This window comes from Martinezella sp. CNPSo 3957 (assembly GCF_057784395.1).
This window is the reverse complement of sequence record NZ_JBXSOU010000002.1, coordinates 235519-259571: the sequence shown is the minus strand read 5'-3', so window position 1 is coordinate 259571 and position 24053 is coordinate 235519. Positions and strand designations below refer to the sequence as shown.

24 protein-coding genes and 1 riboswitch are annotated in these 24053 nt (G+C 57.7%); of the genes, 13 read left to right on the top strand and 11 right to left on the bottom strand.

The annotated features are described in order from the left end of the window. Positions 1-17 precede the first annotated feature (17 nt). The 6 genes from AC13QE_RS06465 (at position 18) to AC13QE_RS06440 (ending at position 5163) form a co-directional block, all read left to right on the top strand. On the top strand, positions 18-1121 hold the full coding sequence (locus tag AC13QE_RS06465) for an ABC transporter substrate-binding protein (RefSeq protein WP_112334428.1): 1104 nt from the start codon (positions 18-20) through the stop codon (positions 1119-1121). A 72-nt stretch (positions 1122-1193) separates the two neighbouring features. After that, entirely contained in the window at positions 1194-2084 is an 891-nt protein-coding gene (locus tag AC13QE_RS06460) for an ABC transporter permease (protein ID WP_015340396.1), read from the top strand. Continuing rightward, the gene (locus tag AC13QE_RS06455; protein WP_015340397.1) at positions 2081-2869 is read left to right on the top strand and encodes an ABC transporter permease; all 789 of its coding nucleotides are present in this window, start codon (positions 2081-2083) and stop codon (positions 2867-2869) included. Before AC13QE_RS06460 ends, AC13QE_RS06455 begins: the two co-directional genes overlap by 4 nt. Positions 2870-2880: 11 nt before the next feature. Further along, positions 2881-3942 carry an ABC transporter ATP-binding protein gene (locus tag AC13QE_RS06450; RefSeq protein WP_015340398.1) on the top strand — a complete coding sequence of 354 codons (1062 nt, stop codon included), beginning with the start codon at positions 2881-2883 and terminating at the stop codon, positions 3940-3942. A gap of 103 nt (positions 3943-4045) precedes the next feature. Then, positions 4046-4191, top strand: a riboswitch (FMN riboswitch). 85 nt (positions 4192-4276) lie between these two features. Then, the gene (locus tag AC13QE_RS06445) at positions 4277-4753 is read left to right on the top strand and encodes a 6,7-dimethyl-8-ribityllumazine synthase (RefSeq protein WP_132717028.1); all 477 of its coding nucleotides are present in this window, start codon (positions 4277-4279) and stop codon (positions 4751-4753) included. A 59-nt stretch (positions 4754-4812) separates the two neighbouring features. Further along, positions 4813-5163 (top strand): VOC family protein, encoded by a 351-nt coding sequence (locus AC13QE_RS06440; protein ID WP_015340400.1) that lies wholly within the window; start codon positions 4813-4815, stop codon positions 5161-5163. Positions 5164-5201: 38 nt separating this feature from the next. Here AC13QE_RS06440 and phnF read toward each other — a convergent pair whose 3' ends face one another. The 4 genes from phnF to AC13QE_RS06420 form a co-directional block, all read right to left on the bottom strand. Then, entirely contained in the window at positions 5202-5930 is a 729-nt protein-coding gene (gene phnF / locus AC13QE_RS06435) for a phosphonate metabolism transcriptional regulator PhnF (RefSeq protein ID WP_132717029.1), read from the bottom strand. A 1-nt stretch (position 5931) separates the two neighbouring features. Continuing rightward, the gene (locus AC13QE_RS06430) at positions 5932-6618 is read right to left on the bottom strand and encodes a class I SAM-dependent methyltransferase (protein WP_488483069.1); all 687 of its coding nucleotides are present in this window, start codon (positions 6616-6618) and stop codon (positions 5932-5934) included. Positions 6619-6735: 117 nt separating this feature from the next. Continuing rightward, the gene (locus AC13QE_RS06425; protein WP_488483068.1) at positions 6736-7131 is read right to left on the bottom strand and encodes a VOC family protein; all 396 of its coding nucleotides are present in this window, start codon (positions 7129-7131) and stop codon (positions 6736-6738) included. A gap of 69 nt (positions 7132-7200) precedes the next feature. Then, positions 7201-7647 carry a tautomerase family protein gene (locus AC13QE_RS06420; RefSeq protein ID WP_132717032.1) on the bottom strand — a complete coding sequence of 149 codons (447 nt, stop codon included), beginning with the start codon at positions 7645-7647 and terminating at the stop codon, positions 7201-7203. A 121-nt stretch (positions 7648-7768) separates the two neighbouring features. Here AC13QE_RS06420 and AC13QE_RS06415 point away from each other — a divergent pair, with 121 nt between their 5' ends. After that, positions 7769-8374, top strand: coding sequence for a TetR/AcrR family transcriptional regulator (locus tag AC13QE_RS06415; RefSeq protein ID WP_132717033.1), 606 nt, complete (start codon positions 7769-7771; stop codon positions 8372-8374). Positions 8375-8440: 66 nt separating this feature from the next. Here the strand turns inward: AC13QE_RS06415 and AC13QE_RS06410 are convergent, their stop codons facing one another. The 5 genes from AC13QE_RS06410 to AC13QE_RS06390 all read right to left on the bottom strand — a co-directional run bounded on the left by AC13QE_RS06410 (position 8441) and on the right by AC13QE_RS06390 (position 13782). Next, the gene (locus tag AC13QE_RS06410; RefSeq protein ID WP_488483067.1) at positions 8441-9445 is read right to left on the bottom strand and encodes an ABC transporter ATP-binding protein; all 1005 of its coding nucleotides are present in this window, start codon (positions 9443-9445) and stop codon (positions 8441-8443) included. Positions 9446-9457: 12 nt separating this feature from the next. Beyond that, positions 9458-10522 carry a Gfo/Idh/MocA family protein gene (locus AC13QE_RS06405; RefSeq protein WP_132717035.1) on the bottom strand — a complete coding sequence of 355 codons (1065 nt, stop codon included), beginning with the start codon at positions 10520-10522 and terminating at the stop codon, positions 9458-9460. After that, positions 10519-11358 (bottom strand): carbohydrate ABC transporter permease, encoded by an 840-nt coding sequence (locus AC13QE_RS06400; protein ID WP_075850967.1) that lies wholly within the window; start codon positions 11356-11358, stop codon positions 10519-10521. Before AC13QE_RS06400 ends, AC13QE_RS06405 begins: the two co-directional genes overlap by 4 nt. 12 nt (positions 11359-11370) lie before the next feature. Next, entirely contained in the window at positions 11371-12324 is a 954-nt protein-coding gene (locus AC13QE_RS06395) for a carbohydrate ABC transporter permease (RefSeq protein WP_112334409.1), read from the bottom strand. Positions 12325-12522: 198 nt separating this feature from the next. Next, positions 12523-13782: an ABC transporter substrate-binding protein gene (locus AC13QE_RS06390; protein ID WP_488483066.1), complete on the bottom strand. Its 1260-nt coding sequence runs from the start codon at positions 13780-13782 to the stop codon at positions 12523-12525. Between the two features lie 541 nt (positions 13783-14323). Here AC13QE_RS06390 and AC13QE_RS06385 point away from each other — a divergent pair. Both AC13QE_RS06385 and AC13QE_RS06380 read left to right on the top strand, forming a co-directional pair. After that, entirely contained in the window at positions 14324-15208 is an 885-nt protein-coding gene (locus AC13QE_RS06385; RefSeq protein WP_488483065.1) for a glucosamine kinase nucleotide-binding domain-containing protein, read from the top strand. Further along, positions 15205-15969 (top strand): GntR family transcriptional regulator, encoded by a 765-nt coding sequence (locus tag AC13QE_RS06380; protein ID WP_015340412.1) that lies wholly within the window; start codon positions 15205-15207, stop codon positions 15967-15969. The genes AC13QE_RS06385 and AC13QE_RS06380 overlap by 4 nt, the downstream gene beginning before the upstream one ends. Before the next feature lie 130 nt (positions 15970-16099). Here the strand turns inward: AC13QE_RS06380 and metH are convergent, their stop codons facing one another. Further along, positions 16100-19876 carry a methionine synthase gene (metH, locus tag AC13QE_RS06375; protein WP_488483064.1) on the bottom strand — a complete coding sequence of 1259 codons (3777 nt, stop codon included), beginning with the start codon at positions 19874-19876 and terminating at the stop codon, positions 16100-16102. A 261-nt stretch (positions 19877-20137) separates the two neighbouring features. On the opposite strand from metH, the gene AC13QE_RS06370 reads away from it, so the two are divergent. Continuing rightward, a complete protein-coding gene (locus AC13QE_RS06370; RefSeq protein WP_488483063.1) occupies positions 20138-21394 on the top strand; it encodes an AGE family epimerase/isomerase in 1257 nt (418 codons plus the stop codon). A gap of 45 nt (positions 21395-21439) precedes the next feature. Here AC13QE_RS06370 and AC13QE_RS06365 read toward each other — a convergent pair whose 3' ends face one another. Then, the gene (locus AC13QE_RS06365; RefSeq protein ID WP_112334401.1) at positions 21440-21928 is read right to left on the bottom strand and encodes a heme-degrading domain-containing protein; all 489 of its coding nucleotides are present in this window, start codon (positions 21926-21928) and stop codon (positions 21440-21442) included. 190 nt (positions 21929-22118) lie between these two features. Here AC13QE_RS06365 and AC13QE_RS06360 point away from each other — a divergent pair, with 190 nt between their 5' ends. The 3 genes from AC13QE_RS06360 to AC13QE_RS06350 all read left to right on the top strand — a co-directional run bounded on the left by AC13QE_RS06360 (position 22119) and on the right by AC13QE_RS06350 (position 24027). Next, positions 22119-23087, top strand: coding sequence for a polysaccharide lyase family 20 protein (locus AC13QE_RS06360; RefSeq protein ID WP_488483062.1), 969 nt, complete (start codon positions 22119-22121; stop codon positions 23085-23087). Between the two features lie 131 nt (positions 23088-23218). Next, positions 23219-23515 carry a hypothetical protein gene (locus AC13QE_RS06355; protein ID WP_488483061.1) on the top strand — a complete coding sequence of 99 codons (297 nt, stop codon included), beginning with the start codon at positions 23219-23221 and terminating at the stop codon, positions 23513-23515. Positions 23516-23820: 305 nt separating this feature from the next. Further along, positions 23821-24027, top strand: a complete 207-nt coding sequence (locus AC13QE_RS06350) for a hypothetical protein (protein WP_488483060.1) — start codon at positions 23821-23823, stop codon at positions 24025-24027. Positions 24028-24053: the final 26 nt, after the last annotated feature.

Here is a 24053-nt window from a genome sequence, read left to right as displayed (position 1 = left end):
CAAAAGGAGGAAATGCAGTGATCTCGAAAATTCATCGTCTTCTGACAATCTCCACGGCGATGCTCGTCGCTTCGACGGCTATTGCCGCCGCGGAACCGAGCGCCGATCTCATCGCTGCCGCCAAGAAGGAAGGCACGCTGACCACTATCGCCCTGCCCCACAACTGGTGCGGTTATGGCGATCTGATCTCTGCGTTCAAGGCAAAATACGGCATTGAAGTCAACGAACTGAATCCGGATGCCGGTTCGGGCGATGAAGTCGAAGCAATCCGCGCCAACAAGGGCAACACCGGCCCGCAGGCTCCTGATGTGATCGACGTTGGTCTCTCCTTCGGCCCGACGGCCAAGAAGGAAGGCCTGCTGCAACCCTACAAGGTTTCCACCTGGGATTCGATTCCGGACAGCGCCAAGGATGCCGAAGGCTACTGGTACGGCGACTACTACGGCGTTCTCTCCTTCGTTGTGAACAAGGACGTTGTGAAGAACCCGCCGAAGGACTGGGCTGACCTCCTGAAGCCGGAATATGCAAACACCGTTTCGCTCGCCGGCGACCCGCGCACCTCGAACCAGGCCGTTCAGGCCGTCTACGCCGCCGGTCTCGCCGCTGGCGAGAAGGATGCGGTCAAGGTCGGCGCTGCCGGTCTCGACTACTTCGCGAAGCTGAACAAGGCCGGCAACTTCGTTCCGGTCATCGGCAAGTCCGCTTCGCTGGCTCAGGGTGCAACCCCGATCGTCGTTGCTTGGGACTACAACGGTCTTTCCTGGCGAGACAGCCTGAACGGCAACCCGCCGGTTGACGTCACCGTTCCGGCTTCGGGCGTTATCGCAGGCGTCTACGTCCAGGCGATCTCGGCTTTCGCGCCGCATCCGAATGCTGCCAAGCTCTGGATGGAGTTCCTCTATTCCGACGAAGGCCAGATCGGCTGGCTGAAGGGCTATTGCCACCCGATCCGCTTCAACGATCTGGCGAAGAACAAGAAGGTCCCGCAGGAGCTTCTCGACAAGCTGCCGCCGGCTGCTGCCTATGAAAAGGCAGTCTTCCCGACGCTCGACGAGCAGGCTGCCGGCAAGACCGCCATCACCACCAAGTGGGATTCTGTCGTCGGTTCGAACGTGCAGTAATTTGACCTGACATGACCTCCCCGCTTCGGCGGGGAGGTTTCCGTTTTTCTGACGCCGCGGATTGGGCCAATCATGAGCATCGCCACAACATCAACGGTCAGTTCCACTCCGATGATCAATAAGCGTGTAGTCATCGACTGGCTGGGAATAGCACCCTTCCTGATCTTCGCGCTGCTGTTCCTAATTCTTCCGACGATCTATCTGATAGCAGGCGCCTTTCTGACGCCGGACGGCAGCCTGACGCTCAAGAACATCGCCGACCTGTTCACGCCGACGATCATGAGCGCCTATTGGATCAGTATCAAAATCTCGGTCGCTTCGGCGCTCGGTGGCGCGATCATCGGCTTTTACCTTGCTTGGGCGCTGGTCCTTGGCGGGCTTCCCACTTGGATCCGTCACGCCTTCCTAACCTTCTCGGGGGTCGCATCGAATTTCGCCGGCGTGCCACTGGCCTTCTCGTTCATCGCCACACTCGGCCGCCAGGGTCTGGTCACGATATTGCTCGCTCATTTCGGCTTCAACCTCTACGGCAGTGGCTTCAACCTGTTGAGCTTCTTCGGCTTGACCATTACCTACATGTACTTCCAGATTCCGCTGATGGTGCTGATCATTACGCCTGCGCTCGACGGCATGAAGAAGGAATGGCAAGAAGCGGCTTCCATTCTAGGCGCAACCAATGGACAATATTGGCGGATGGTCGCCCTGCCGATCCTCTGGCCGAGCCTGCTTGGCACGACGCTGCTACTGTTTGCAAATTCGTTCGGCGCCATCGCGACTGCAATTGCACTTACCGGCAGCTCGCTGAACATCGTTCCTATCGTGCTCTATGCGCAGATCCGCGGCGACGTGCTGCACAATGCCAATCTGGGCTATGCGCTGGCGCTGGGCATGATCGTCATCACCGGTATTTCGAACGTCATTTATATCTTGATGCGCATGCGCGCTGAACGGTGGCAGAAATGAAGCTGCAAAAATTCTTCGCCTGGATCGCCGTTGCCATCGGCCTCATCTACTTCCTGGTGCCGCTCATCGGTACGCTGGAGTTCTCGCTGCGCATGCGGCGCAACGCTTACAGCTTTGACGCCTATGCCTCCGTCTTTTCGGATTTCGGCTTCATAACGGCCTTTGGCTTCTCGATGTTGATGGCGCTTCTGACCATCATCTTCGGCATGCTGCTCGTTGTGCCCACGGCCTATTGGGTGCGGTTGCGGCTGCCGCAGCTTCGCCCTGTCGTAGAATTCATCACCTTGATGCCGTTGGTCATTCCGGCCATCGTCATCGTCTTCGGCTACCTGCGGCTCTATAATTCGTCGTCGATCCTGCCGCTGACCGGCTATAATTCGACGACGAACATTCTGCTCGTCTGCTCCTACATTGTATTGTCGCTGCCCTATATGTATCGTTCGGTCGATACGGCGATGCGTACCATTGATGTCGGCACGCTGACGGAGGCTGCCGAAAGCCTTGGTGCAAAATGGACAACCATCATGTTCAAATGCATCTTTCCAAATGTCATGAGCGGTGTGCTTTCCGGAGCATTCATCACCCTTGCGATCGTCATGGGCGAATTCACCATGGCATCGCTGCTCAACCGTCCGGCATTCGGGCCCTACATGCAGCTTATGGGCGCCAATAGAGCTTACGAGCCCTCTGCCCTGGCCATCATCGCGCTTGCCGTTACCTGGCTCAGCATGGGCCTCTTGCAGCTCGTTTCCCGTTTCTCAAAATCCGCTCCGATTAAGGCGTAAGGCTTCTCACCATGGCTTTTCTCGAACTCACCCACATCAAGAAGTCCTTCGGCGACATTCACGTCGTCCATGATTTCAATATGCAAATCGAGAAGGGAGAATTCGTCTCCTTCCTCGGACCGTCGGGCTGCGGCAAGACGACCGTGCTGCGCATGATCGCAGGTTTCGAGACGCCGACCGCCGGCACCCTGTCGATCAATGGTAAGGACCAGCGGGCGCTGAAACCGAACCAGCGCAATATCGGCATGGTCTTCCAGGCCTACGCATTGTTTCCGAACATGACGGTGCATGACAACGTCGCCTTCGGCCTCAAGGTGGCCGGCATGGCGAAGCCCGACATCGACAAGCGCGTCAAGGAGATGCTGGCACTCATCAAGCTCGATCATCTCGCCGGCCGCTATCCATACCAGATGTCCGGCGGCCAGCAGCAGCGCGTGGCGCTCGCCCGCGCTATCGCCGTCAAGCCGCAGGTGCTCCTGCTCGACGAGCCGCTCTCGGCTCTCGACGCCAAGATCCGTATCTCGCTGCGCGAGGAAATCCGCGCCATCCAACAGCAGCTCGGCATCACCACAGTTTTCGTGACGCACGATCAGGAAGAGGCGCTGTCCATCTCCGACCGCATCGTGGTCATGAATGCAGGCCGCGCCGATCAGATCGGCACGCCGTTCGAAATCTACAACAAGCCGGCAACCCGTTTCGTCGCCTCCTTCGTCGGCACGCTGAATCTGATCGAAGGCAAGGTCGTCGACCCCGACAGTAACCGCATCATGATCGGCGATCAGGGTGTGACCCTGAAGCAGTCGGTTACCGCCTACAAGCCGGGCGATACCGTATCGCTTGCCCTGCGTCCGGAAGCTGGTTCGCTGGCGGAATCGGCCAAGGGAGATACCGCCCTCACAGGCGAAGTCTCCTCGGCACATTTCCTGGGCTCGGTCATCCGCACCCGCATGAATGTCGCCGGCAACACGATTTCCTTCGACATGTTCAACAGCCCGGGAATGATGCCTCCGAGTGTTGGTGAGAAGGTGACGCTGCGCTTCGCCTCTTCCGACCTGCTCGTCATTCAGGACTGAGAAAGAGTCCATCACCGGGTCATTTTGGAAAATTATTCGCAGGCGCCGGGTCAAAAGCCCGGCGTTTTTCTTTGATTTCCATAAGACAAAGCATCTATAGTCCACGCGTTCTCAGGGCGGGGTGCAATTCCCCACCGGCGGTATGGGGAGTTTCCTCGAGCCCGCGAGCGCCTTCCGGATTTCGGAAGGGTCAGCAGATCCGGTGAGATGCCGGAGCCGACGGTATAGTCCGGATGGAAGAGAGCAAGCAGGATCGTACCTCCCGCGAGGGGTGCTGCGATGTTGCGTGTTCGCCCAAGGGATATTTGACAACAACCCTTGAAAGGCAAAATTCATGACCATTTCGATTTCTACCCAACCGAGCCGCATTGCGATCATTCGGGCCCGCTGGCACGCCGATATCGTCGATCGCTCGGTCGATTCCTTCGTTGCTGAATGGCAGACGGCGGAAGGCGCGCCGCCGATCGATATCTTCGACGTACCCGGGGCGCTGGAAATTCCGCTGCACGCTCAGACGCTTGCCCGCAACGGCCGTTATTCCGCGATCATCGCCACCGCTTTCGTTGTCGACGGTGGCATCTATCGCCATGAATTCGTCGCCAATACGGTTCTCGATGCCATGATGCGCGTCCAGCTCGATACCGGTGTGCCGATCCTGTCGGCAGTCCTGACGCCGCATCATTTCCAGGAATCGGAAGCGCACATCCAGTTCTTCAAGGAACATTTCATCATCAAGGGCCGTGAAGTCGCCAGCGCCTGCCGCCACATCCTGGCGGAGCGCGGCAAACTGCTGCCCGCCGTCACAGTTTAAGCTCAGCATGGTGGAGGCGCGGCATCTGCCCGCCTCTATGTCCACCAGGGAGGAAGTCAGTGACCGTCCTACGCATCATCCCGAACCTACCCGCCGCCGATCCTGCCACCGCCCGTCTTTTCTACCACGACCTGCTCGGCCTCGACATCGTGATGGATCACGGCTGGATCCTGACCTTCGCCTCCGAAGCGGCAACTGTGCCGCAGATCAGCGTCGCCAGCGAAGGCGGTTCGGGAACGCTCGTCCCCGACCTTTCCATCGAAGTCGACGATGTCGACACGCTCTATCAGCGTGCCACCTCCATGGGCTTCGGCATATTGTACGACCTCACGGACGAGCCGTGGGGCGTCCGCCGCTTCTATGTCCGCGACCCTTTTGGCAAGGTCGTCAATATCCTCTCCCATCGCTAATTCAAGCTCGCGGAGAACCTCAAGACTGCCGGGCATTCTCACCGCAGATCGAGATTGAATGTGGTGCACTCGGCCGGCCAAACCGATTCCGAATAGGTGATCGGCACTCCGTCGGTATCCGCATCCACCTTGCGCGTCACCAGCAGCGGCGCGGATTTCGGCTGGCGCAGGATCCGCGCTTCGTCGACCGTCGGCATACGCGCCTCGATCTCCGTCGATAACCGCTCGTAGTCGGTGACACCGTAGCTGGCGAGCGCCGCCGAAATTGTCGAATGCTGTAATCTAGCCTTGTCGAAATCGGGAAAACGTTCGGCAGGATAATAGGAATCGCCCAATTCCACCGGAATGCCGTCGGCCGTCATGACGCCGCGACGATGGATGACGGGCGCGCCGATTGCGATCTTCAGATAGGCCGCGACGCGTTCGGTCGCCGGCACGATCTCGTGAACGAGCAGCTCGCCGCCCGGTTCGAAACCTTGCTCGATCAGATTTTTGTGGAAGCGGGTGCGTTTCGACAGCGTATAGTCGAGCACGCCCCTATGAACGAAGGTTCCGCGCCCCTGTTCGGCGCGGACCAATCCACGCTGCTCCAAGTGTCCCAGTGCCTGGCGCACGGTAAAACGGCTGACGCCGAAACGCTGCATAAGCTCCGGCTCGGCTGGCAATTTCGTCCCCGGGGCAAAAGTCCCGGCGGCAATATCAGCGGCCAGGATCTCACCGATCTGGTACCAGAGGGCGCTGCCGCCCTTGCGATCGATCGTCTCCATGTCAGACGCGCTTCTCGATCCGGAACAATAGCTTGTATTCGGCCGGGTAGCTCAATGCATCGAGAATGCTCGGATAATATTTCCGGTCCTTCGATGCATGCACGAAGCCGTCATAGCCGAAACGCTTGACGGATACGTCGAAGCCAGTAGCAACGAAGGTATCGATGTAATCCTGTGGAGACCGATCCTGCATCGGCGCATTGCTGTTGTTGCCGATCAGCTCGAGCCACTTCGGCCAAAGCGGCATTTCATTGTGGCAGCCGGTCACGGCGTAGTAGACACCGCCGTTGCGCAAGGCTTGGAACATCTGTTCCGCATGCTGTTTCAGCTCCGGCAACAGATAGATGACCTCATAGCTGAAAGCGACATCGAAACTATCGGCGAAGGACGACAGGTCGGTCGCCACATGAAACTGCAGCGGCATGTTGCCTGCGGCTTCGACGGCAGCAGCCACCGACTCCGAAGCGATATCGATGCCGACGCCGCGTCGGAACGGCCGCATGGCATAAAGCAGCCGCAGGAAACCGCCGCGGTTGCAGCCGAAATCCAGGATCGCCTTCGAGGAAAAATCGCGCTCCGGCACGGTCTCGATGAAATGCCGCCAATAGGGACTATGGGATTCCGCCATTTTCGTATCGCCTTGCGGATCCTTGTGCCAGGTGGCGTAAGTCATTGCTGCGTTTGCCATGATGTGCTCGCTGTAGGAGTGGACTAAACTTGAGATAGCGCAGCTTCATGACAGTCGCGTGAATTCGTCCGGACGACTGGAGTATTTATCTGGCACTTCGTGCCAATCGCGATCCCGCTACTGCTCGCAATCCACCATCCATTGCACGCCGAACCGATCCGTCAGCTTGCCGTAGTAGCTGCCCCAAGGCTGAACAGCGAGCGGCGTCGTCACCGCGCCGCCTTCAGCCAATCGGGCAAAAATCCTGTCGGTACCTTCTCGGTCATCCACCATGAGCATATGAGCGGAACCTCGCATCGGCTCAGCATCATGATTGTCAGAGGCGAAGAACAAGACGCCTGGTCCCTCAAAGCGAGCGTGCATTACCCTGCCCCGCATCGCTTCGTTGGCAAGCGGTATCCCCTCCGTACCGTGACGGATCAACAGCGTCACTCGGCCCAGCCCGCAGGCCGTATAGAAAGCGAGGGCTTCGTCGCAATGCGTCGTAAAAAACAGATAATTAGCGAGTTGCATTTCCTGCCTCCCTTGTTGTCGAACGAGCGGCCCACGCGGCCGCCCGGTATTGATACCAATTACCTCATCTCAAGCGCGATGAGCTTCGATCTCAGGCGCTGCAGCGCTCGCAATGGCACTGACCAGATCGGCATTGCTGTAGCTTTCCCCCGCAATGCCCCAAGCACCTTCAGGCGCATAGACTATATTCGACCAGATATGCTCACGCTTGATCCGCCCTTCGGCCGCCCGCTCGACGACATCGGTCGCCCTTGCAATGAAAGCACGCTTGGCTTCGGCGGTCGCGAGTGCGATTTCGGGCAGCTTGAGTTCGATGAAGGCCGCGGCAATAGGCCTTCCGGCCGCCAGCACATGGCCGGCCGGAAGCACATTGATCGACCCGATGACATTGGCCGTCATGAATTCATTCCCGGCCAAGCCGGCAACATCGAGGACTGCATCCGTCAATCCGGCAAAGGCTTGCGCCTGCGCTTCGGATGAAAGCAGTCCTTCGGATACGGTGAGCGTAATGGGCATTGGAACATCTCCTTGTTGGACCTGTGGCGGCAATTGATATATACCGATCACTCTTTAACGATACATACCGATCGCTCTCTATGCAAGCAATAAAGAGGGATCACTCTCAATGGAGGCGACAATGCGCTATAGCGCCGAACACAAGGAAGAAACCCGGACGCGTGTCGTCGCGGCCGCGGGGCAGGTATTTCGCAAGGAAGGCTATGGCGGCGCTGGCATCGATGCTCTGACCAAGGCGGCCGGCGTTACCAACGGCGCCTTCTACGGACATTTCAAGTCCAAGAGCGAAGCGTTTCGCACAGCCGTCGTGGAAGGCTTGCAAGAGCTGCGTCAAGGAATCCTGGCACTCAGGGAAAACCAGCCTAAAGATTGGTTGAAGGCGCTTGCCAGCTTCTATCTCGGCTACAAGCGGACCTGCGATCTCGGTGACAGCTGCACGTTGCCGAGCCTTTCCCCCGACGTGATGCGTGCCGACGAAGAAACACGCCGCGTCTATACGGTAGAGTTGAGAAAGTTGATCGCCGATGTCGCTGCCGGCCTGCCGGAAAGCACAAACTCTGGCGAAACAACGGCGGAGGATCGCGCCATCGTTCTTCTCGCAACGCTGAGCGGTGGTCTGACGCTTGCCCGCGCCGTCTCCGATCCCGCCCTTTCCGTCTACATAGCCGAAGTCATTGAGCGGGCCGCTCTGACGGCCGGCAATTCTTCGCAGCGGCAAGGCGAATGACGATGCAATTCACGCGATGAAGGAAATAGCCGAGGCGAAGCTTGCGGCTCCGCCTCGGCGGGCCATTTACGCCCGGATTGCCTTGTCGTTCGCATCGAAACGATGCATCTGGCTCGCATCCGGCGTCGCATAGACCATCTCGTCCGGCTCATATTGATGCTCCCCAAAGAGACGCGCAGTGAGAAGGCCGGTGGTCTCGGATTCGAGATAGATGATCGTGTCCGCGCCGAGATGCTCGACATGGATGACCTTAGCTGCCCAGGTGCCCTGATCGCGCGACAGCGTGATATGTTCGGGGCGAATGCCGACGGTCTTGGCGCCGCTTTCGCCCAGACGCTCAGCCGCGATGAAATTCATTTGCGGCGAGCCGATGAAGCCGGCCACGAAGGTGTTGGCCGGACGATTGTAGAGCTCCATCGGTGAACCGATCTGCTCGATCGCACCGGCATTGAGCACGACGATCTTGTCGGCAAGCGTCATCGCTTCGACCTGATCGTGGGTAACGTAGATCATCGTAGCCTTGAGACTGCGATGCAACCGGGCGATCTCCAGACGCGTCTGCACGCGCAGCGCCGCATCAAGATTCGACAGCGGCTCGTCGAACAGGAAGAGTTCCGGCTCGCGAACGATGGCCCGGCCAATGGCGACGCGCTGGCGCTGACCGCCGGAAAGCTCTGACGGGCGGCGTCCGAGATAGGGCGCCAACGACAACATGCCCGACGCCTTCTCCACACGGCTATCGATCTCGGCCTTCACAGTGCCCGCCTGTTTGAGACCCAAACCCATATTGTCCTTGACGGTCAGATGCGGATAGAGCGCATAGGACTGGAACACCATCGAGATGCCGCGCTTGGCCGGCGGCGTGACCGTCACATCCTGGCCGTTGATCAGCACGGCACCGGAGGTCACGTCCTCGAGGCCGGCGATGCTGCGCAGAAGGGTCGACTTGCCACAGCCTGAGGGCCCGACGAAGATGACGAACTCACCATCCTTCACCTCGAGGTCGATGCCCTTCAGCACATCATGCGTACCGTAGGCCTTGCGAATGGATTTCAGTTGAAGCGATCCCACAGTCTCTTGTCCTTATAGATAAACAGGCTTGCCGGTGCGCACGCTCTCATCGGCGGCAAGACATATGCGCAGCGATTGAACGGCATCTGCCATATGGCGATTGAGGTCGAGATCCTCGCGGATGGCTTTCAGCATGAAGGCCTGCTCGAAGTCGCAGAGCTCCTGATGGCCCGGTTCGCCATCCATATGCAGATCCTGATCCGGCCGGATGAATTGGCCATTCGGCCCTGTTTCGGCGCTATGCAGCCGGATGACCGACGTCTTCGTATGCATGTCGATATCGTCGGACTTGGCGTTCTGATCCATCACGATCGAAACTGAGCCGTTCGGCGACATCACGTCCTTCACGAAGAAAGCCGTCTCCGAAATCATCGGTCCCCAGCCGGCCTCATACCAGCCGACTGAGCCGTCCTCGAAGATCACCTGCAGGTGGCCGTAATTATACATGTCGGGCTTCACCTCCTGCGACAGCCGCAGGCCCATGCCGCGCACCTCGACGGGCTTGGCGTCGGTGATCTGGCACATGACGTCGACATAATGCACGCCGCAATCGACGATCGGAGAGGTCGTGCGCATCAGTGCCTTGTGCGTCTCCCAGGTCGGGCCGCTCGATTGCTGATTGAGGTTCATGCGGAACACATAGGGACCGCCGAGCTTGCGGGCTTCGGCGATCAACCGCATCCATGAGGGATGGTGACGCAGTATATAGCCGATCGCCAGCTTCTTGCCGGCCTTCTTGGCAGCGGCGACAACGCGCTCGGCATCTTCCACCGTAGTTGCCAGCGGCTTCTCGACAAAGACATGGCAACCCGCCTCGAAAGCCATGACGGCGAAATCAGCATGGCTGTCGGAATAGGTATTGATGGAGCAAAGATCCGGCTTCAGCTCCCTCAATGCCACCTCGAAATCCGCATGGATCGTATAGCCGCGCAGTTCCTCGGGCAGCTCCGGCCTGGAACGATTGACGAGGCCGACGATCTCGAAACCCGGATTGTTGTGATAGGCCAGCGCATGACTGCGGCCCATATTGCCAAGGCCGGCGACGAGAACGCGGATCGGCTTTTCGGATGCGCTCACTTGACTGCTCCGGAGGTAATGCCGCGAATGAGTTGACGCGAAAAGATGACGTAAAGGATGAGGATCGGCAGGATGGCGAGCGTCAGCGCCGCCAGCACCGCATTCCAGTTGGTGACGAACTGGCCGATGAAAATCTGCGATCCGAGCGTCACCGTCTTGGTCGCTTCGCTCGGCGCGAGGATCAGCGGAAACCAAAGATCGTTCCAGATCGGGATCATGGTAAAGACGGCAACTGTCGCCATGGCCGGGCGGACGAGCGGCAGGACGAGACGGAAGAAGATGGCATATTCGCTGAGACCGTCGATACGGCCGGCATTCTTCAAGTCGTCGGAAACCGTCCGCATGAACTCGGAGAGAATGAAGATCGCGAGCGGCAGACCCTGCGCCGTATAGACGAGAATCAGCGCCGTCAGCGTGTTGACGAGGCCGGCAGCCACCATGCCCTGCAGGATCGCGACCGTACCAAGACGGATCGGGATCATGATGCCGATCGCCAGATAGAGGCCCATCACCGTATTGCCGCGGAAGCGGTATTCCGACAGCGCAAAAGCGGCCATCGCCCCAAATAGCAATGTCAGGATGATCGAGACGATGGTGACGACGAAGCTGTTCTGGAAATAGGTCAGGAAATCCCCCTGCTTCAGAACGGTGTCGTAGCCGATCATGCTGAAAGAGGATGGCGTCGGGACACTCAAGGGTGCGCGGAAGATCGAGGCGCGATCCTTGAAGGAGTTGATGACGGTCAAAAACACTGGAAAAATGGCAACCAGCGTATAGGCAATAAGCGCCAGATGGACGAAGCCGGTACGGACAAGGGAAGTGCGTGCCTTGGACATGGGTCGCGCTCCTCAGAACTGATAGCGGCGGATGCGCCGCTGGACGATGAAAAGATAGAAGGAAACACCGGCCAGGATGATCAGGAACATCACCGTCGCGATCGTCGCGCCCATCGAGCGGTCGCCCAGCTGCAGCTGGAAGCCGAAGAAGACGCGGTAGAGCAGCGTGCCGAGAATATCCGTCGAGCCATCCGGCCCAGCCAAGGCGCCCTGCACGGTATAAACCAGGTCGAACGCATTGAAATTGCCGACGAAGGTGAGGATCGAAATGATGCCGATCGCCGGTAATACCAACGGCAACTTGATCTTCCAGAACTGGCTCCAGCCGGTGATGCCATCGCATTCGGCCGCCTCGATGACCTCTTCGGGGATGTTGAGCAGTGCCGCATAGATCAGCATCATCGGGATGCCGACATATTGCCAGACCGAGATCAGCGCGACGGTGATCAACGCCGTGCTCGGCCTGCCGAGCCACGGGGCGAAGAACGATTTCAGACCGATGACGTTCAGAAGCTCGGGCGCAACACCCCAGAGCGGCGAGAGGATCAGCTTCCAGATGAAGCCGACGACGACGAAGGAAAGCAGCGTCGGCAGGAAGATGGCGGTGCGGTAGAAGGCGACAAAGCGCAGCTTCGGCAGAGACAGGAGTGCAGCCAAAGCCACACCGATCGGATTCTGCACGCACATGTGAATGGCGAAGAAGATCAGGTTGTTGCGCAGCGCGTTCCAGAAATCGTGAGACCAGCGTTCGTCGCCGAACAAAACCTTGAAATTGTTCAGGCCGACGAAGACGGACTGATTGTCGACGACATTGTAAAGCGACAGCCGCAAGGTCTCGATCAGCGGCAGGATCATAACCGCCGTATAGACGACAAAGGCCGGGAATAAGAAGACGAGGATATGCCAGCGTTTGGAGCGCCGGATCGGCATGACCTCAAGGGCATCTGATGTCGCAGCGTCGCTCATGGCTTTCTGCCTGTTTTTCTTGGCTGCATGCCGACGCAGCAGCTCTAAGGTTCAAATCCACCCGCAGTTACGGCTTATGGCCGAAGTGAAACGGCATCGGGTGTGTCGAATGCAATGGCGAGGCGATCGCCGGTTCGATTATCAAACAATGAAAAGGGCGAGGAGCCTGGAAGGCCCCTCGCCCGCGTCATGCAATGCTTACTTACCCGGCTTGTACCAGCTGTCGAGGCCCTTCTGGAGCTTCTCGCCAGCTTGTTCCGGAGTGTCCGTGCCGTTGATCACGTTTGCGGATTCGGTCCAGGTCTCATTTTCCAGGTTCGGCTTACCGCGCGACAGGATCTGATAGGTAGAACGAACGGTCGACTTGTGATTGTCACGCCAGGAGACGAATTCCTGCGCAAGTGCATCGCTCATCTTTACCGGATGCGAGTTCAGGCTGAAGAAGCCGGGCAGTGAGTTGGCATAGATGTTGGCAAACTCGTCGGAAGCGACCCAGCTCAAGAACTTCTTGGCTTCTTCCTGATGCTTGCTCTTCGTGTTCAAGCCGACACCGATATCCGGATGGTCGGAGATATAGGCGGTGTCGCCAGCCTTGGCGACCGGCGGCGGGAATGCACCCATCTTGAACTGCGCCTGGGTGTTGAAGAGAGCAATTTCCCACGAGCCGGCCGGATAGATCGCAGCTTTGCCGAGCGTGAAGAGGTTCTGACTGTCGGCGTAGCCTTGAGCTTCGAAGCCGTCGCCGAGGTAAGCCTTCCACTTGGCCAGTTCCTTGTAAGGATCGACCCACGGGGCGTCCGTCAGCTTTTCCTTGCCAGCAATCAGAGCCTTACGGCCGTCTTCGCCCTTCCAATAGTTCGGGCCGATGTTCTGGTAGCCCATGGTTGCGGCTTCCCACAGATCCTTCGTGCCCATGGCCATCGGGATGTAGGTGCCATCGGCCTTGATCTTGTCGAGGACGGCGAAGAACTCGTCACGCGTCGCCGGCACTTTCAGCCCGAGCTTGTCGAAGGCGTCTTTATTGTAGATGAAGCCGTGGATGACGGACGCCATCGGCACGCAGAAGGTGGATTTCCCGTCGTCGGTCGACCATGCAGCCTTGGCGACAGCCGAGAAATTTTCCAGGCCCTTCAGGCTCGTTAGATCAGCAAGGTGCTTCTTGTTGAAGAGGTCGAGCGAAGCATCGAACGGACGGCAGGTGATGATGTCGCCCGCAGAGCCGGCGTCGAGCTTGGCGTTCAGCGATGCATTGTATTCGGTTGGCGCCGTCGGCGAGAAGACGATCTTGATGCCCGGGTTCTTCGCTTCGAAAGCCGGGATGATCTTTTCCTGCCAGATCTGCAGGTCGTCGTTACGCCAGCTTTCAACCGTCAGCGTCACATCGGCCGCATGCGCCAGGCTGACCGAGGTCAGCAGGCTCGATGCAAGAAGCAAGCCTTTCAGAACATTGGTTTTCATTTCCCTCTCCTGTTTTCCGCGCCATGGCAAGGCGCTGTTCTCGGTCTGAAATTCGCTGCCTGTCCGAGGAACGGTCAGCGCTCCACAGGGACCGCCAATATTGCCGACCCCTCCATGCAAAAGGCTTCAGAGGCTTTGTGCCCGATCGGCCCAATTAATTGCCGTCGCCGCCACCAGACGGAGACACAGCAAGAACCACGCGGGAAAATTATGACGAACGTCGAAACGAGATCCTCCTGATCCCGAACGGCCTGGCGCAACGACGAGATGCACGCCCTTCCGCCTCACTTACCGGCTGTTGTTTTTCTGCCGGCTTTGCCGATGTCCGTTTGCACTGTTCCCTTGCTCCGAATTAAGTCCAAAAAAATACCAATTGTCCAGCCGAATTTAACTTTCGAATGCAAAAAGATTGAAGCTCATTAATTTACCAATGTAATTCAATGAGATGAAGACAAGCAAAAATGCTCGCTCTGCCTATTGGTAAATGGTATTTTTTTGGTATTGTATGAAAAACGGGGAACAGGCGGCATCCGGAGGTATGATGGGGCAGTTTGCGATTGGTATCGATGGCGGCGGCACGAGTTGCAGAGCGGCTGTCATAGATCATAGCGGGCGGGTGCTCGGTACCGGCAAGGCGGGTGCGGCAAACATCCTCTCCGATCTGGAAAATTCGCTGATTCATATCGTCGCCTCGGCAAAGCAGGCCTTGATCGATGCTGGGCTCGCTCCCGAACTGCTGCAGGAATTACCGGCCGTCATCGGAACAGCAGGAGCCAATGTCGGCAACTACGGCAAAAAGGTCGAAGGCGCCCTGCCCTTTGCAAGCACACGTGTTGTCACGGATGCGACGACAGCGCTTCAAGGCGCTCTCGGCGACGCCGATGGCGTCATCGGCGCCTTCGGCACCGGCTCAGTCTACAATGCCCGCCGTGACGGCAGGATTTGGGGTATCGGTGGCTGGGGTTTTGTCATAGGCGACCAGGCAAGTGGCGCTCGTCTTGGCCGAGATTTGCTCGAGAGAGCTGTCTTGGCACATGACAAGGTGACGGCGGGTTCGGCACTGACGGCGTCGATCATGGCCGAATACGGTAATGATCCCGAACGGATCGTCGAATTTGCGCACGCCTCCAAGCCCAAGGATTTTGCCCGCTACGCGCCTGTTATCTTCGAATATGCTGGAATGGAGGATGCGGTCGCCATCGACATCGTGAGAACTGCGGCAAAATCGATAACCGAAAGCCTGGATGCACTGCTTTGGCCGGAATGCCCTTCGATCTGCCTTCTCGGCGGCCTTGCCCAAGCCTATCACCCCTGGCTTGATGAACGCCACAAGGCGATTCTCGCGGAGCCAAGAGGGGACGTTCTGCGCGGAGCCGTGGAGTTGGCGGCGAAGTTGCTGCTGGGTGGAGAGGTAAACAGGGCATGACCGAAGATTTGAGCGCGATCTTCTCGCCGGAGCGCCTTTCCGGAGGTGGGACAGGCCCACTTTACGTCAAGCTGCGACGCACGCTTGAAGAGGCCGTGAAGGTCGGTAGGCTGAAACATGGGGATGCGCTTCCACCTGAGCGCGACATCGCCGAATTTGCCGCGGTCAGCCGTGTCACGGTGCGTAAGGCGATCGACGACCTGGTAGCGGAAGGCATTCTCGTTCGCCGTCACGGCTCGGGTACATTCGTTGCAAAGCCCGTTTCCAAGGTGGAGCAGCGACTGTCGCAACTCACCTCATTTACCGAGGACATGGCGAGGCGCGGGATGACGGCTCGTTCGGAATGGCTGCACAAGGGCATCCATACGCCCTCCCCCGATGAGATGATGATTCTCGGGCTTGCCGCCGACACTCGGGTATCGCGCCTCAGTCGCTTGCGCATTGCCGACGATCAGCCGCTCGCGATCGAGCACGCCAGCGTTTCCGGTGAATTCCTGCCGGATCCGTCGGTAGTAACGACATCGCTCTATGCGGAATTGGAAAAGCGCCAGGTACGTCCCGTTCGCGCGGTTCAGCGCATATCTGCGACCAACATGAAAGAGGCCGATGCGGGATTGCTCGGCGTCCCCGTAGGAGCAGCCGGCCTATCGATCGAGCGCATCTCCTATCTCGGTTCGGGTCGGGCGGTCGAATTTACTCGCTCGCTCTATCGCGGCGACGCCTATGACTTCGTCGCGGAACTGACGATCGGCGCGAACTAGCTCACGCCTGAGAAACCGTAAAAACCCAAGAATCAAAAAAAGCGCCACCCCAACCGAATGGCTGAGGTGGCGCTTGTATATGGAATCAAATTCTAAGCCAAACACCGCAAGTCTTTGACATGACTCGCGATCAGGCTGCGTCGTCGACCGCGGCCTCGCGCTTCTCCGGCACATAATTGAGGACAGGGCCTAACCAACGCTCCACCTCTGCCACGGGCATGCCCTTGCGGGCTGCATAGTCTGCGACCTGATCGCGCTCGATCTTGGCGACACCGAAATAGTAGGAAGACGGGTGCGCGATATAAATGCCCGAAACGGAAGAACCCGGCCACATCGCATAGCTTTCCGTGAGCTTTACGCCAGTTGTCGCTTCGGCGTCCAGTAGGCGGAAAAGCGTATCCTTCTCGGTATGGTCCGGCTGCGCCGGATAGCCAGGTGCTGGACGGATACCTGCATAGGCTTCGAGAACGAGCTCCTCGCTCGTGAAATTCTCATCCGCAGCGTAGCCCCAGAACTCTCGACGCACCCGCTCATGCATGCGCTCGGCGAAGGCTTCGGCAAAGCGGTCGGCCAGCGCCTTGACGAGGATCGACGAATAATCATCGTTTGCGCGTTCGAAGCGTTCGGCAATGGCCACCTCCTCGATACCGGCCGTGACGACGAAGCCGCCGACGTAATCGCCGACACCGCTGGAAACCGGTGCCACAAAGTCCGACAACGCGACATTCGGGCGACCGTCCCGCTTCGACAGCTGCTGCCGCAGCGTGTAGAACGTGGCAAGCTCGTCATCACGGCTTTCGTCGGTGAACAGCCTGATATCATCGCCGACCGTGCCCGCCGGCCAGAAGCCGATGACCGCACGCGGGCGGAACCAGTTTTCCGTGATGATCTTTTCGAGCATCGCTTGTGCATCGCCATAGAGCTGCCGCGCCGCCTCGCCCTGCTTCTCGTCTTCGAGAATTGCCGGAAAACGACCCTTGAGCTCCCAGGCCTGGAAGAATGGGGTCCAGTCGATATATTTCGCCAGCTCAGCCAGATCGTAGCTCTCGAATACCTTGGTACCGAGGAACTGCGGTTTGACCGGCTTATAGCCCGACCAATCCACTTTTTCGGCATTCTCACGCGCTCTTGCAATCGGCAGGCGTATCTTCTCGGCCTCGCTCCGCGCATGCGCGGCAGCGACCTTGGAATATTCAGCCCGAACGGTGTCGATATAGCCTTGCCGCGCATCGGGCGATAGCAGCGCTGAGACAACACCAACCGCACGACTTGCATCCGTGACATAGACCGTCTGTCCGCGATGATAGCTCGGATGGATCTTTACCGCTGTATGGACACGACTGGTGGTGGCCCCACCGATCAGCAACGGAATATCGAAGCCTTGCCGCTCCATCTCCGAAGCGACATGCACCATCTCGTCCAATGACGGTGTAATCAATCCCGACAAGCCGATGATATCGACCTTTTCGGCTACGGCTGTCTCCAGGATCTTGGTCGCCGGCACCATGACGCCCAAATCGATGATTTCGTAATTATTGCAGGCGAGCACGACACCGACGATGTTCTTGCCGATGTCGTGCACGTCGCCCTTGACGGTCGCCATCAGCACCTTGCCGGCTGACTGCCGTTCGCTGCTGCCGCCGTTGGCAGCTTTCTCGGCTTCCATGTATGGCAGCAGCACGGCAACGGCCTGCTTCATGACACGAGCGGACTTCACGACTTGTGGCAGGAACATCTTGCCCGAACCGAAGAGGTCGCCAACGACATTCATGCCGGCCATCAACGGGCCCTCGATGACATGCAACGGCCGCTCGGCAGCCTGGCGCGCTTCCTCGGTATCGGCTTCGATATATTCGGTAATGCCGTTGACCAACGCATGTTCGAGCCGCTTCTCGACTGACCATTCGCGCCAGGAAAGGTCCTGCGTCTTGGCTTCCTTGCTGCCGGCACCGCGGAAGCGTTCGGCAATCTCAAGCAGGCGCTCCGTGCTGTCCGGACGGCGGTTGAGCACCACGTCCTCACAGGCGTCCCGTAATTGCGGATCGATATTGTCATAGACAGCCAGCTGCCCGGCATTGACGATGCCCATGTCCATGCCCGCCTGAATGGCATGGTAAAGAAATACGGCATGCATGGCCTCGCGGACGGGTTCGTTACCGCGGAACGAAAAGGACAGGTTTGAGACACCGCCTGAAATATGGACCAGAGGCATGGTCTTCCGGATCGTCCTTGTCGCCTCAATGAAGTCGACACCGTAGTTGTTATGCTCTTCGATGCCAGTCGCAACGGCGAAGATATTCGGATCGAAGATGATGTCTTCCGGCGACAGGCCTGCCACTTCCGTCAACAGCTTATAGGCACGCGAGCAGATCTCGACCTTGCGCTCATAGCTATCGGCCTGCCCCGTCTCGTCGAAGGCCATGACGACGACCGCCGCGCCGTACATCCGCATCAACCGCGCCTGTTTGAGAAAGTTCTCCTCCCCTTCCTTCAGCGAGATGGAGTTGACGATCGGCTTGCCCTGAACGCATTTCAGGCCGGCCTCGATAATGGAGAACTTCGAACTGTCGATCATGACAGGAACACGGGCAATATCCGGTTCGGCGGCGATGAGGTTCAGGAACTCCACCATCGCCTTCTCGGAATCGATCAGACCCTCATCCATGTTGATGTCGATAACCTGCGCGCCGTTTTCGACTTGATCGCGGGCGACGGCAAGCGCCGCCGTATAATCGGCATTGGTGATCAGCTTGCGGAATTTCGCTGAGCCAGTGACGTTGGTCCGCTCGCCGACATTGACGAACGGAATATCCTTGGTGAGCTCGAATGGCTCCAGACCCGAGAGCGACATGAAGGGACGATGCTCGGCAGGCTGCCGCGGCGGATATTTCGAAACCACCTGAGCGATTGCGGCGATATGCTCCGGCGTTGAACCGCAGCAGCCGCCAACGATATTGACCAGCCCCTCGCGGGCGAATTCCTCGACTTGAGCCGCCATCATCTCGGGCGTCTCGTCATACTGACCGAATTCGTTCGGAAGACCGGCATTGGGATAAGCGCAGATGAAGGTGTCCGCGGCAGCCGAAAGCTCCTGCAGATGCGGCCGCATAGCGTTTGCACCGAGAGCACAGTTGAGGCCAATTGTGAAAGGATTGGCATGGCGCACGGAATTCCAGAACGCCGAAGGCGTCTGACCTGACAGCGTGCGCCCAGAAAGATCGGTGATCGTGCCAGAAATCATGATGGGCAGATGAACACCTTTGGCCTCGAAGCGCTCCGCGCAGGCAAAGATCGCCGCCTTGGCGTTCAGCGTATCGAAAATTGTCTCGATCAGGATGATATCGGCGCCGCCGTCGATCAGACCGTCGATCTGCTCCCCATAAGCCAAGCGCAGAACATCAAAAGTGACCGCACGGTAGCCAGGATTGTTAACATCAGGAGAAATGGACGCCGTCCGATTGGTCGGACCGATCGCACCGGCCACGAAGCGTCGCTTACCATCTTCGCGTTCCGCGCGGATTGCGGCGCGGCGAACGATCTCTGCGCCCTCCTTATTGAGATCGTAGACCGCACCTTCCATCTGGTAGTCGGCCTGCGCAATGCGGGTGGAAGAAAAGGTGTTGGTCTCGAGGATATCCGCCCCGGCTTTGGCATAGCGATAATGAATATCTTCAATCGCATCGGGCTGGGTCAGGATGAGAAGGTCGTTATTGCCCTTCTGGTGGCACGCGCAACCGATGAACCGATGGCCGCGAAACTGATCCTCGTCGAAGCCGAGACCCTGGATCTGCGTGCCCATGGCGCCATCAAGCACAAGTATCCGTTCACTCGCAGCCTTTCGCAAAGCTTCGAAAATCTCGCCGCCATTACGCTTCGTCGTCTCGGAACCAAAAAGAGTGTCAAACATAAGCGAATTCCTCTGGCCTGATTGCGACTCCGCAACCAGATCACATAAAGATATCTTTATGTCAACATATCTACGCTCATGTTCGGTGCAGCGCAAGCGCGCATCTTCTATAGTTGTGTTCTTTCAGGAAAAGCAGACCGGACGAATTGCCGACCGACCATGGACAACGCGGGGTAACGACACAGCTTCATCCCATAACGCCATGACAGCGCTTTCGGACGGCGCTATACGGCTTCTGGAAGAGAATCCTAGGAGGACGGCATGAACATACAGGTTGAACCCACAGCTCTCGGAAACTGGAGCACCCGCGCCTACCACAGGCGCTGGTTGCTCGATCAGGCCGATGCGCTTTTCAATTTCTTCCAGTACCGCGCCGTCAATCCCAAAGGCGGCTTCCACGACATGGATGATGCCGGCAAACCGTTGGATAAGGTAAATCCCGCACGCGGCATTCATTCGACCGCCCGAATGGTGCACTGCTTCTCGATCGGGTCGTTGCTCGGTCGTCCCGGCGCAAACGAAATTGTCGACCACGGCATGAACTATCTATGGAAGCATCATCGCGACACCGAGCATGGCGGCTACTTTTGGTCGCTGAACAATGACGGCCCCGTCGATTCCAGCAAGCAGGGCTATGGCCACGCTTTCGTGCTGCTTGCTGCCTCATCCGCAAAGACGATCGGCCATCCACTGGCCGATGGCATGTTGGCAGACGTCACGGAAATTCTGAATACTAAGTTCTGGGAAGCAAAGCACGGGGCGATTGCCGAGGAATTCAATCGGGATTGGTCGTTGATCGACGGTGGCACCTATCGCGGCCAGAACTCCAACATGCACCTGACGGAAGCGCTGATGGCTGCTTTCGAAGCGACCGGCGACAAGACATATCTCGAAAAAGCAGAAAGCATCGCCGATCTCGTCATTCGCCGTTTGGCGGGGTCCGTCGGCTGGCGCGTTGCCGAACACTTCAACGCCGATTGGGTGCTCGATAAGAATTACCGCGGCAATGAGATGTTTCGCCCGTCGGGTACGACACCAGGGCATTGGCTGGAATGGGCGCGTCTGATCTTGCAGCTTTGGGCGCTTGGGGAAAAGCGGCACGACTGGATGCCGGAAGCAGCCAAGGGCCTCTTCTCTCAGTCCATGTCACTCGGCTGGGACAATGAGAAGAGCGGATTCTTCTATACACTTGATTGGGAAGATGTGCCTGCAAAGCGCAACAAGCTTTGGTGGCCTGCCTGCGAGGGGGCTGGTGCCGCTCATTACCTGAACGAACACGTCCCGAGCGATTTTCACGAAGAAAGCTACCGCAGGATCTGGAGCGTAATCGGCCAAGCCTTTATCGATCGCGTCAATGGCGGCTGGCATGAAGAGCTGACGGAAGATCTCATTCCGGCTCATACGCTGTTCCCTGGCAAGGGCGATATCTATCATGCCTTGCAGGCCTGCCTCATCCCCCTTTTCCCGGCTACAGGCAGCCTGACAAAGGTTATCGCCGAGGCCGGCGGCAATATCTGAGATCAGCAGCGGCGCCCGCTCGACTTGCGGCGCCGCTTCGCCCCTCTATGCGAGGCTGAGATTGTGAAGTTCGTGGCCGAGAGTGAGAGCCAGGGCTTCCACAACAAGATTGTGGTCTTCCCGCTGCGGCAGACCTGAAACGGTGACGGCGCCAACGCACCCCGTTCCGTTGACAAAAATGGGGAAACTGCCGCCAGATGCGGCATATTCCGCGCTTGAAAGCCCGTTGTCCTCGATCGTCTTACCCTGCTGCTGCAGCCGCAACGTACTGGCGTAGCTACTGCGGAAGTAACGCAGCACCATATTGCGCTTCCGACGAATCCAATTGGAATTATCAGGTGTCGAGCCGGGCAAGGCTATGTAGAAAACGGGCATGGAATGCAGGGTGATATCGATGGCAACGCCCATGTTGCGCTCGCTGGCGAGGTCGCGCAACAGCTTACCGAGCACCCACGCGGTCGAAAGGTCAAAAGCATCGAAACGCAGCATTTCCTCTTGCAGCTCGATGCGGGCGAGATCCTGGTCGATCGTCATGGAAACCTTCTCTAAAAATTGTATTCGCCTATGAAACGCGGAGAGAACGATTTGTCCATCTATCTCTTCCGTATTTCGAAACAAAGCTGCCATCACCCGGCCTTGAAGGCTGGCGCTCTAGCTTGCTTGCAGGAGGCGAACAGGTCATTGATAAAGCTCTATGAATGTCCCGCCAGAGGAATACTCCAGCATGAATGCAAAATATGCGCTGCCCGCCATACTGGCCTGCACCTGTGCAACAACATCGGCTCTGGCCGACAGTCCAGCGCAATTAGTGCTGCGCGACGGTTTCGACGGCAAGGATTTCGCTCGATCTGGGCACCTTTACTATCGCGATAATGCCGAACAAAAGGCAGGAACGATCGAATTTCAATCAGACGTAAAACGTACCGGCGCGGGTGCATTGAAGCTAAGTGTCCGGCCATTCTGCGCGCCGGATAAAACAAATTGCAGCGAAAGAGCCGAGATCTGGGAGCGCACTAAATATCGCGTGCCATACAATCAGGGAGTTTGGTACGGTTTCGCTGTAAAGTTCGCCGATCCCATACCCTCTGGCGACCATCGCTACCTCATTGCTCAATGGAAGCGGGAAATCGGGCCGAAAGCCGAAGGGGACTTCAGTCCCTTTCTCGCGTTGCGGCTCAATAATGGGAAGCTCTTCGCGACCGTGGAAACCAACTACGTTGCGCCCATCAAGAACCAGGAGCCTGGAAACAAAGGCAAGGTCTGCAATAATGACGAGGCGTCGGTCTGGTTTCGTCCCGATACCAATCAGATGCGCGCATTGGTGGCTACGGATGACAATTGGGACGAATCCGACGGACAAGAATTTACAGGCTGCACAGACGCGATCAAAGTAATAAATCGTGGAAACAAGTTGCCGATGCCTGCATCAGGCTGGATCGATTTTGCCATTTACAGCAAACCAGGCCCGGATGGCTCGGGTCATATTGAGATATTTGCCAACAATAAATGGATCGTTACTGTCACCGGTCATATAGGACATGCGGATCATGGGTTGGGGAAAAATCAATATTTCAAATTCGGCCCATATCGCGCCGCGGATACCACCATATGGACGCTTTATTACGATGATTTCCGCCGGTCACCCCGCTGTGCCGATGTACTATCGGATCCCAAGCTTTGCCCTATGAAGTGAAAAGGGTGCCGAGAATGTATAACTCCAGAGCAATATGGCTGCGGGCATTGCGAGAGCGCAGTTTTTTTGAGAAGTGGCCGAACTTTTTCCTTTCTCGATAGTTATCCTCCTTCGTGAAGGAGGTGACCGAGATGCTTACTACTCATCGCGATTGCAAACAGCATGTGAAGAGGAACGCGATACCCTCTATGGGTGAAATTGAAGGTCGGGTTGCAGTCCTGGAAATTGTTGCCCAGTCCGCACTAACGCATGTATTCGAAGAAGGCGAAGTGGATATTGACGCAGCGTTGCTAGCCCAGATTCGCAGAGCTATGCATCGTAAGTGTAAGGACTTGAAACTCGACGGAGAAGACACGGCATCGGCACTCCTATATGCCGAGGAGTTGATAGAGGCCGCGGTTAAGGCGTCGCATCCCATCCATCAATGATGCCGTCCCGGCCACGGCTGGTGTTATCTCTCTTAGTGGCGCTGGCAGTTACGCTTGGCGTTGTGTTGCTGCTCGCACCCCACGATACAGGTGATAGGCTCGCCCATTCTCTGGCACCGCCCGGCGACCGTCGAAACCAGCAATAATGTGTCCAATAATGAACCTGTGTTACGTTAGGACACAGAGGCTGCCCCAAATCAGGCGGCCGTTAACGTCGCGTGGTAAACTTGGTTGCAAATTTCCGAAACCAAAGCAGTGTTCCCTTCACCAATCGATATCAAGCTCCAACATGAATGGTGTAGCGAATGTCCGTGATGGTCAATGTGCCGCTTTACCCCGATGACATCGATGTCCTCGCGGGCGCACTTTTTGCATGGTGTGCCGAGCGCAGCATCAAATTGCAAAGTCAGGAAGGTCTGTCCGCAGCCAATGTGGCCATTGATCTCTATAATGCCGGCTATCAAACACAAGATCAGTTGCTTGGCGCGTTACATAATTACGATTTGCACTGATGTGTTGCTCGGATATCCAGCTTTAT

Coding starts and splice junctions, on each gene's coding strand:
- AC13QE_RS06400 (WP_075850967.1), bottom strand. CDS start 11,358: ATGTCCAAGGCACGCACTTCCCTTGTCCGTACCGGCTTCGTCCATCTG.
- AC13QE_RS06450 (WP_015340398.1), top strand. CDS start 2,881: ATGGCTTTTCTCGAACTCACCCACATCAAGAAGTCCTTCGGCGACATT.
- AC13QE_RS06360 (WP_488483062.1), top strand. CDS start 22,119: ATGAATGCAAAATATGCGCTGCCCGCCATACTGGCCTGCACCTGTGCA.
- AC13QE_RS06365 (WP_112334401.1), bottom strand. CDS start 21,928: ATGACGATCGACCAGGATCTCGCCCGCATCGAGCTGCAAGAGGAAATG.
- AC13QE_RS06380 (WP_015340412.1), top strand. CDS start 15,205: ATGACCGAAGATTTGAGCGCGATCTTCTCGCCGGAGCGCCTTTCCGGA.
- AC13QE_RS06455 (WP_015340397.1), top strand. CDS start 2,081: ATGAAGCTGCAAAAATTCTTCGCCTGGATCGCCGTTGCCATCGGCCTC.
- AC13QE_RS06350 (WP_488483060.1), top strand. CDS start 23,821: ATGTCCGTGATGGTCAATGTGCCGCTTTACCCCGATGACATCGATGTC.
- AC13QE_RS06445 (WP_132717028.1), top strand. CDS start 4,277: ATGACCATTTCGATTTCTACCCAACCGAGCCGCATTGCGATCATTCGG.
- AC13QE_RS06370 (WP_488483063.1), top strand. CDS start 20,138: ATGAACATACAGGTTGAACCCACAGCTCTCGGAAACTGGAGCACCCGC.
- AC13QE_RS06430 (WP_488483069.1), bottom strand. CDS start 6,618: ATGGCAAACGCAGCAATGACTTACGCCACCTGGCACAAGGATCCGCAA.
- AC13QE_RS06385 (WP_488483065.1), top strand. CDS start 14,324: ATGGGGCAGTTTGCGATTGGTATCGATGGCGGCGGCACGAGTTGCAGA.
- AC13QE_RS06390 (WP_488483066.1), bottom strand. CDS start 13,782: ATGAAAACCAATGTTCTGAAAGGCTTGCTTCTTGCATCGAGCCTGCTG.
- metH (WP_488483064.1), bottom strand. CDS start 19,876: ATGTTTGACACTCTTTTTGGTTCCGAGACGACGAAGCGTAATGGCGGC.
- phnF (WP_132717029.1), bottom strand. CDS start 5,930: ATGGAGACGATCGATCGCAAGGGCGGCAGCGCCCTCTGGTACCAGATC.
- AC13QE_RS06460 (WP_015340396.1), top strand. CDS start 1,194: ATGAGCATCGCCACAACATCAACGGTCAGTTCCACTCCGATGATCAAT.
- AC13QE_RS06395 (WP_112334409.1), bottom strand. CDS start 12,324: ATGAGCGACGCTGCGACATCAGATGCCCTTGAGGTCATGCCGATCCGG.
- AC13QE_RS06355 (WP_488483061.1), top strand. CDS start 23,219: ATGCTTACTACTCATCGCGATTGCAAACAGCATGTGAAGAGGAACGCG.
- AC13QE_RS06415 (WP_132717033.1), top strand. CDS start 7,769: ATGCGCTATAGCGCCGAACACAAGGAAGAAACCCGGACGCGTGTCGTC.
- AC13QE_RS06420 (WP_132717032.1), bottom strand. CDS start 7,647: ATGCCCATTACGCTCACCGTATCCGAAGGACTGCTTTCATCCGAAGCG.
- AC13QE_RS06425 (WP_488483068.1), bottom strand. CDS start 7,131: ATGCAACTCGCTAATTATCTGTTTTTTACGACGCATTGCGACGAAGCC.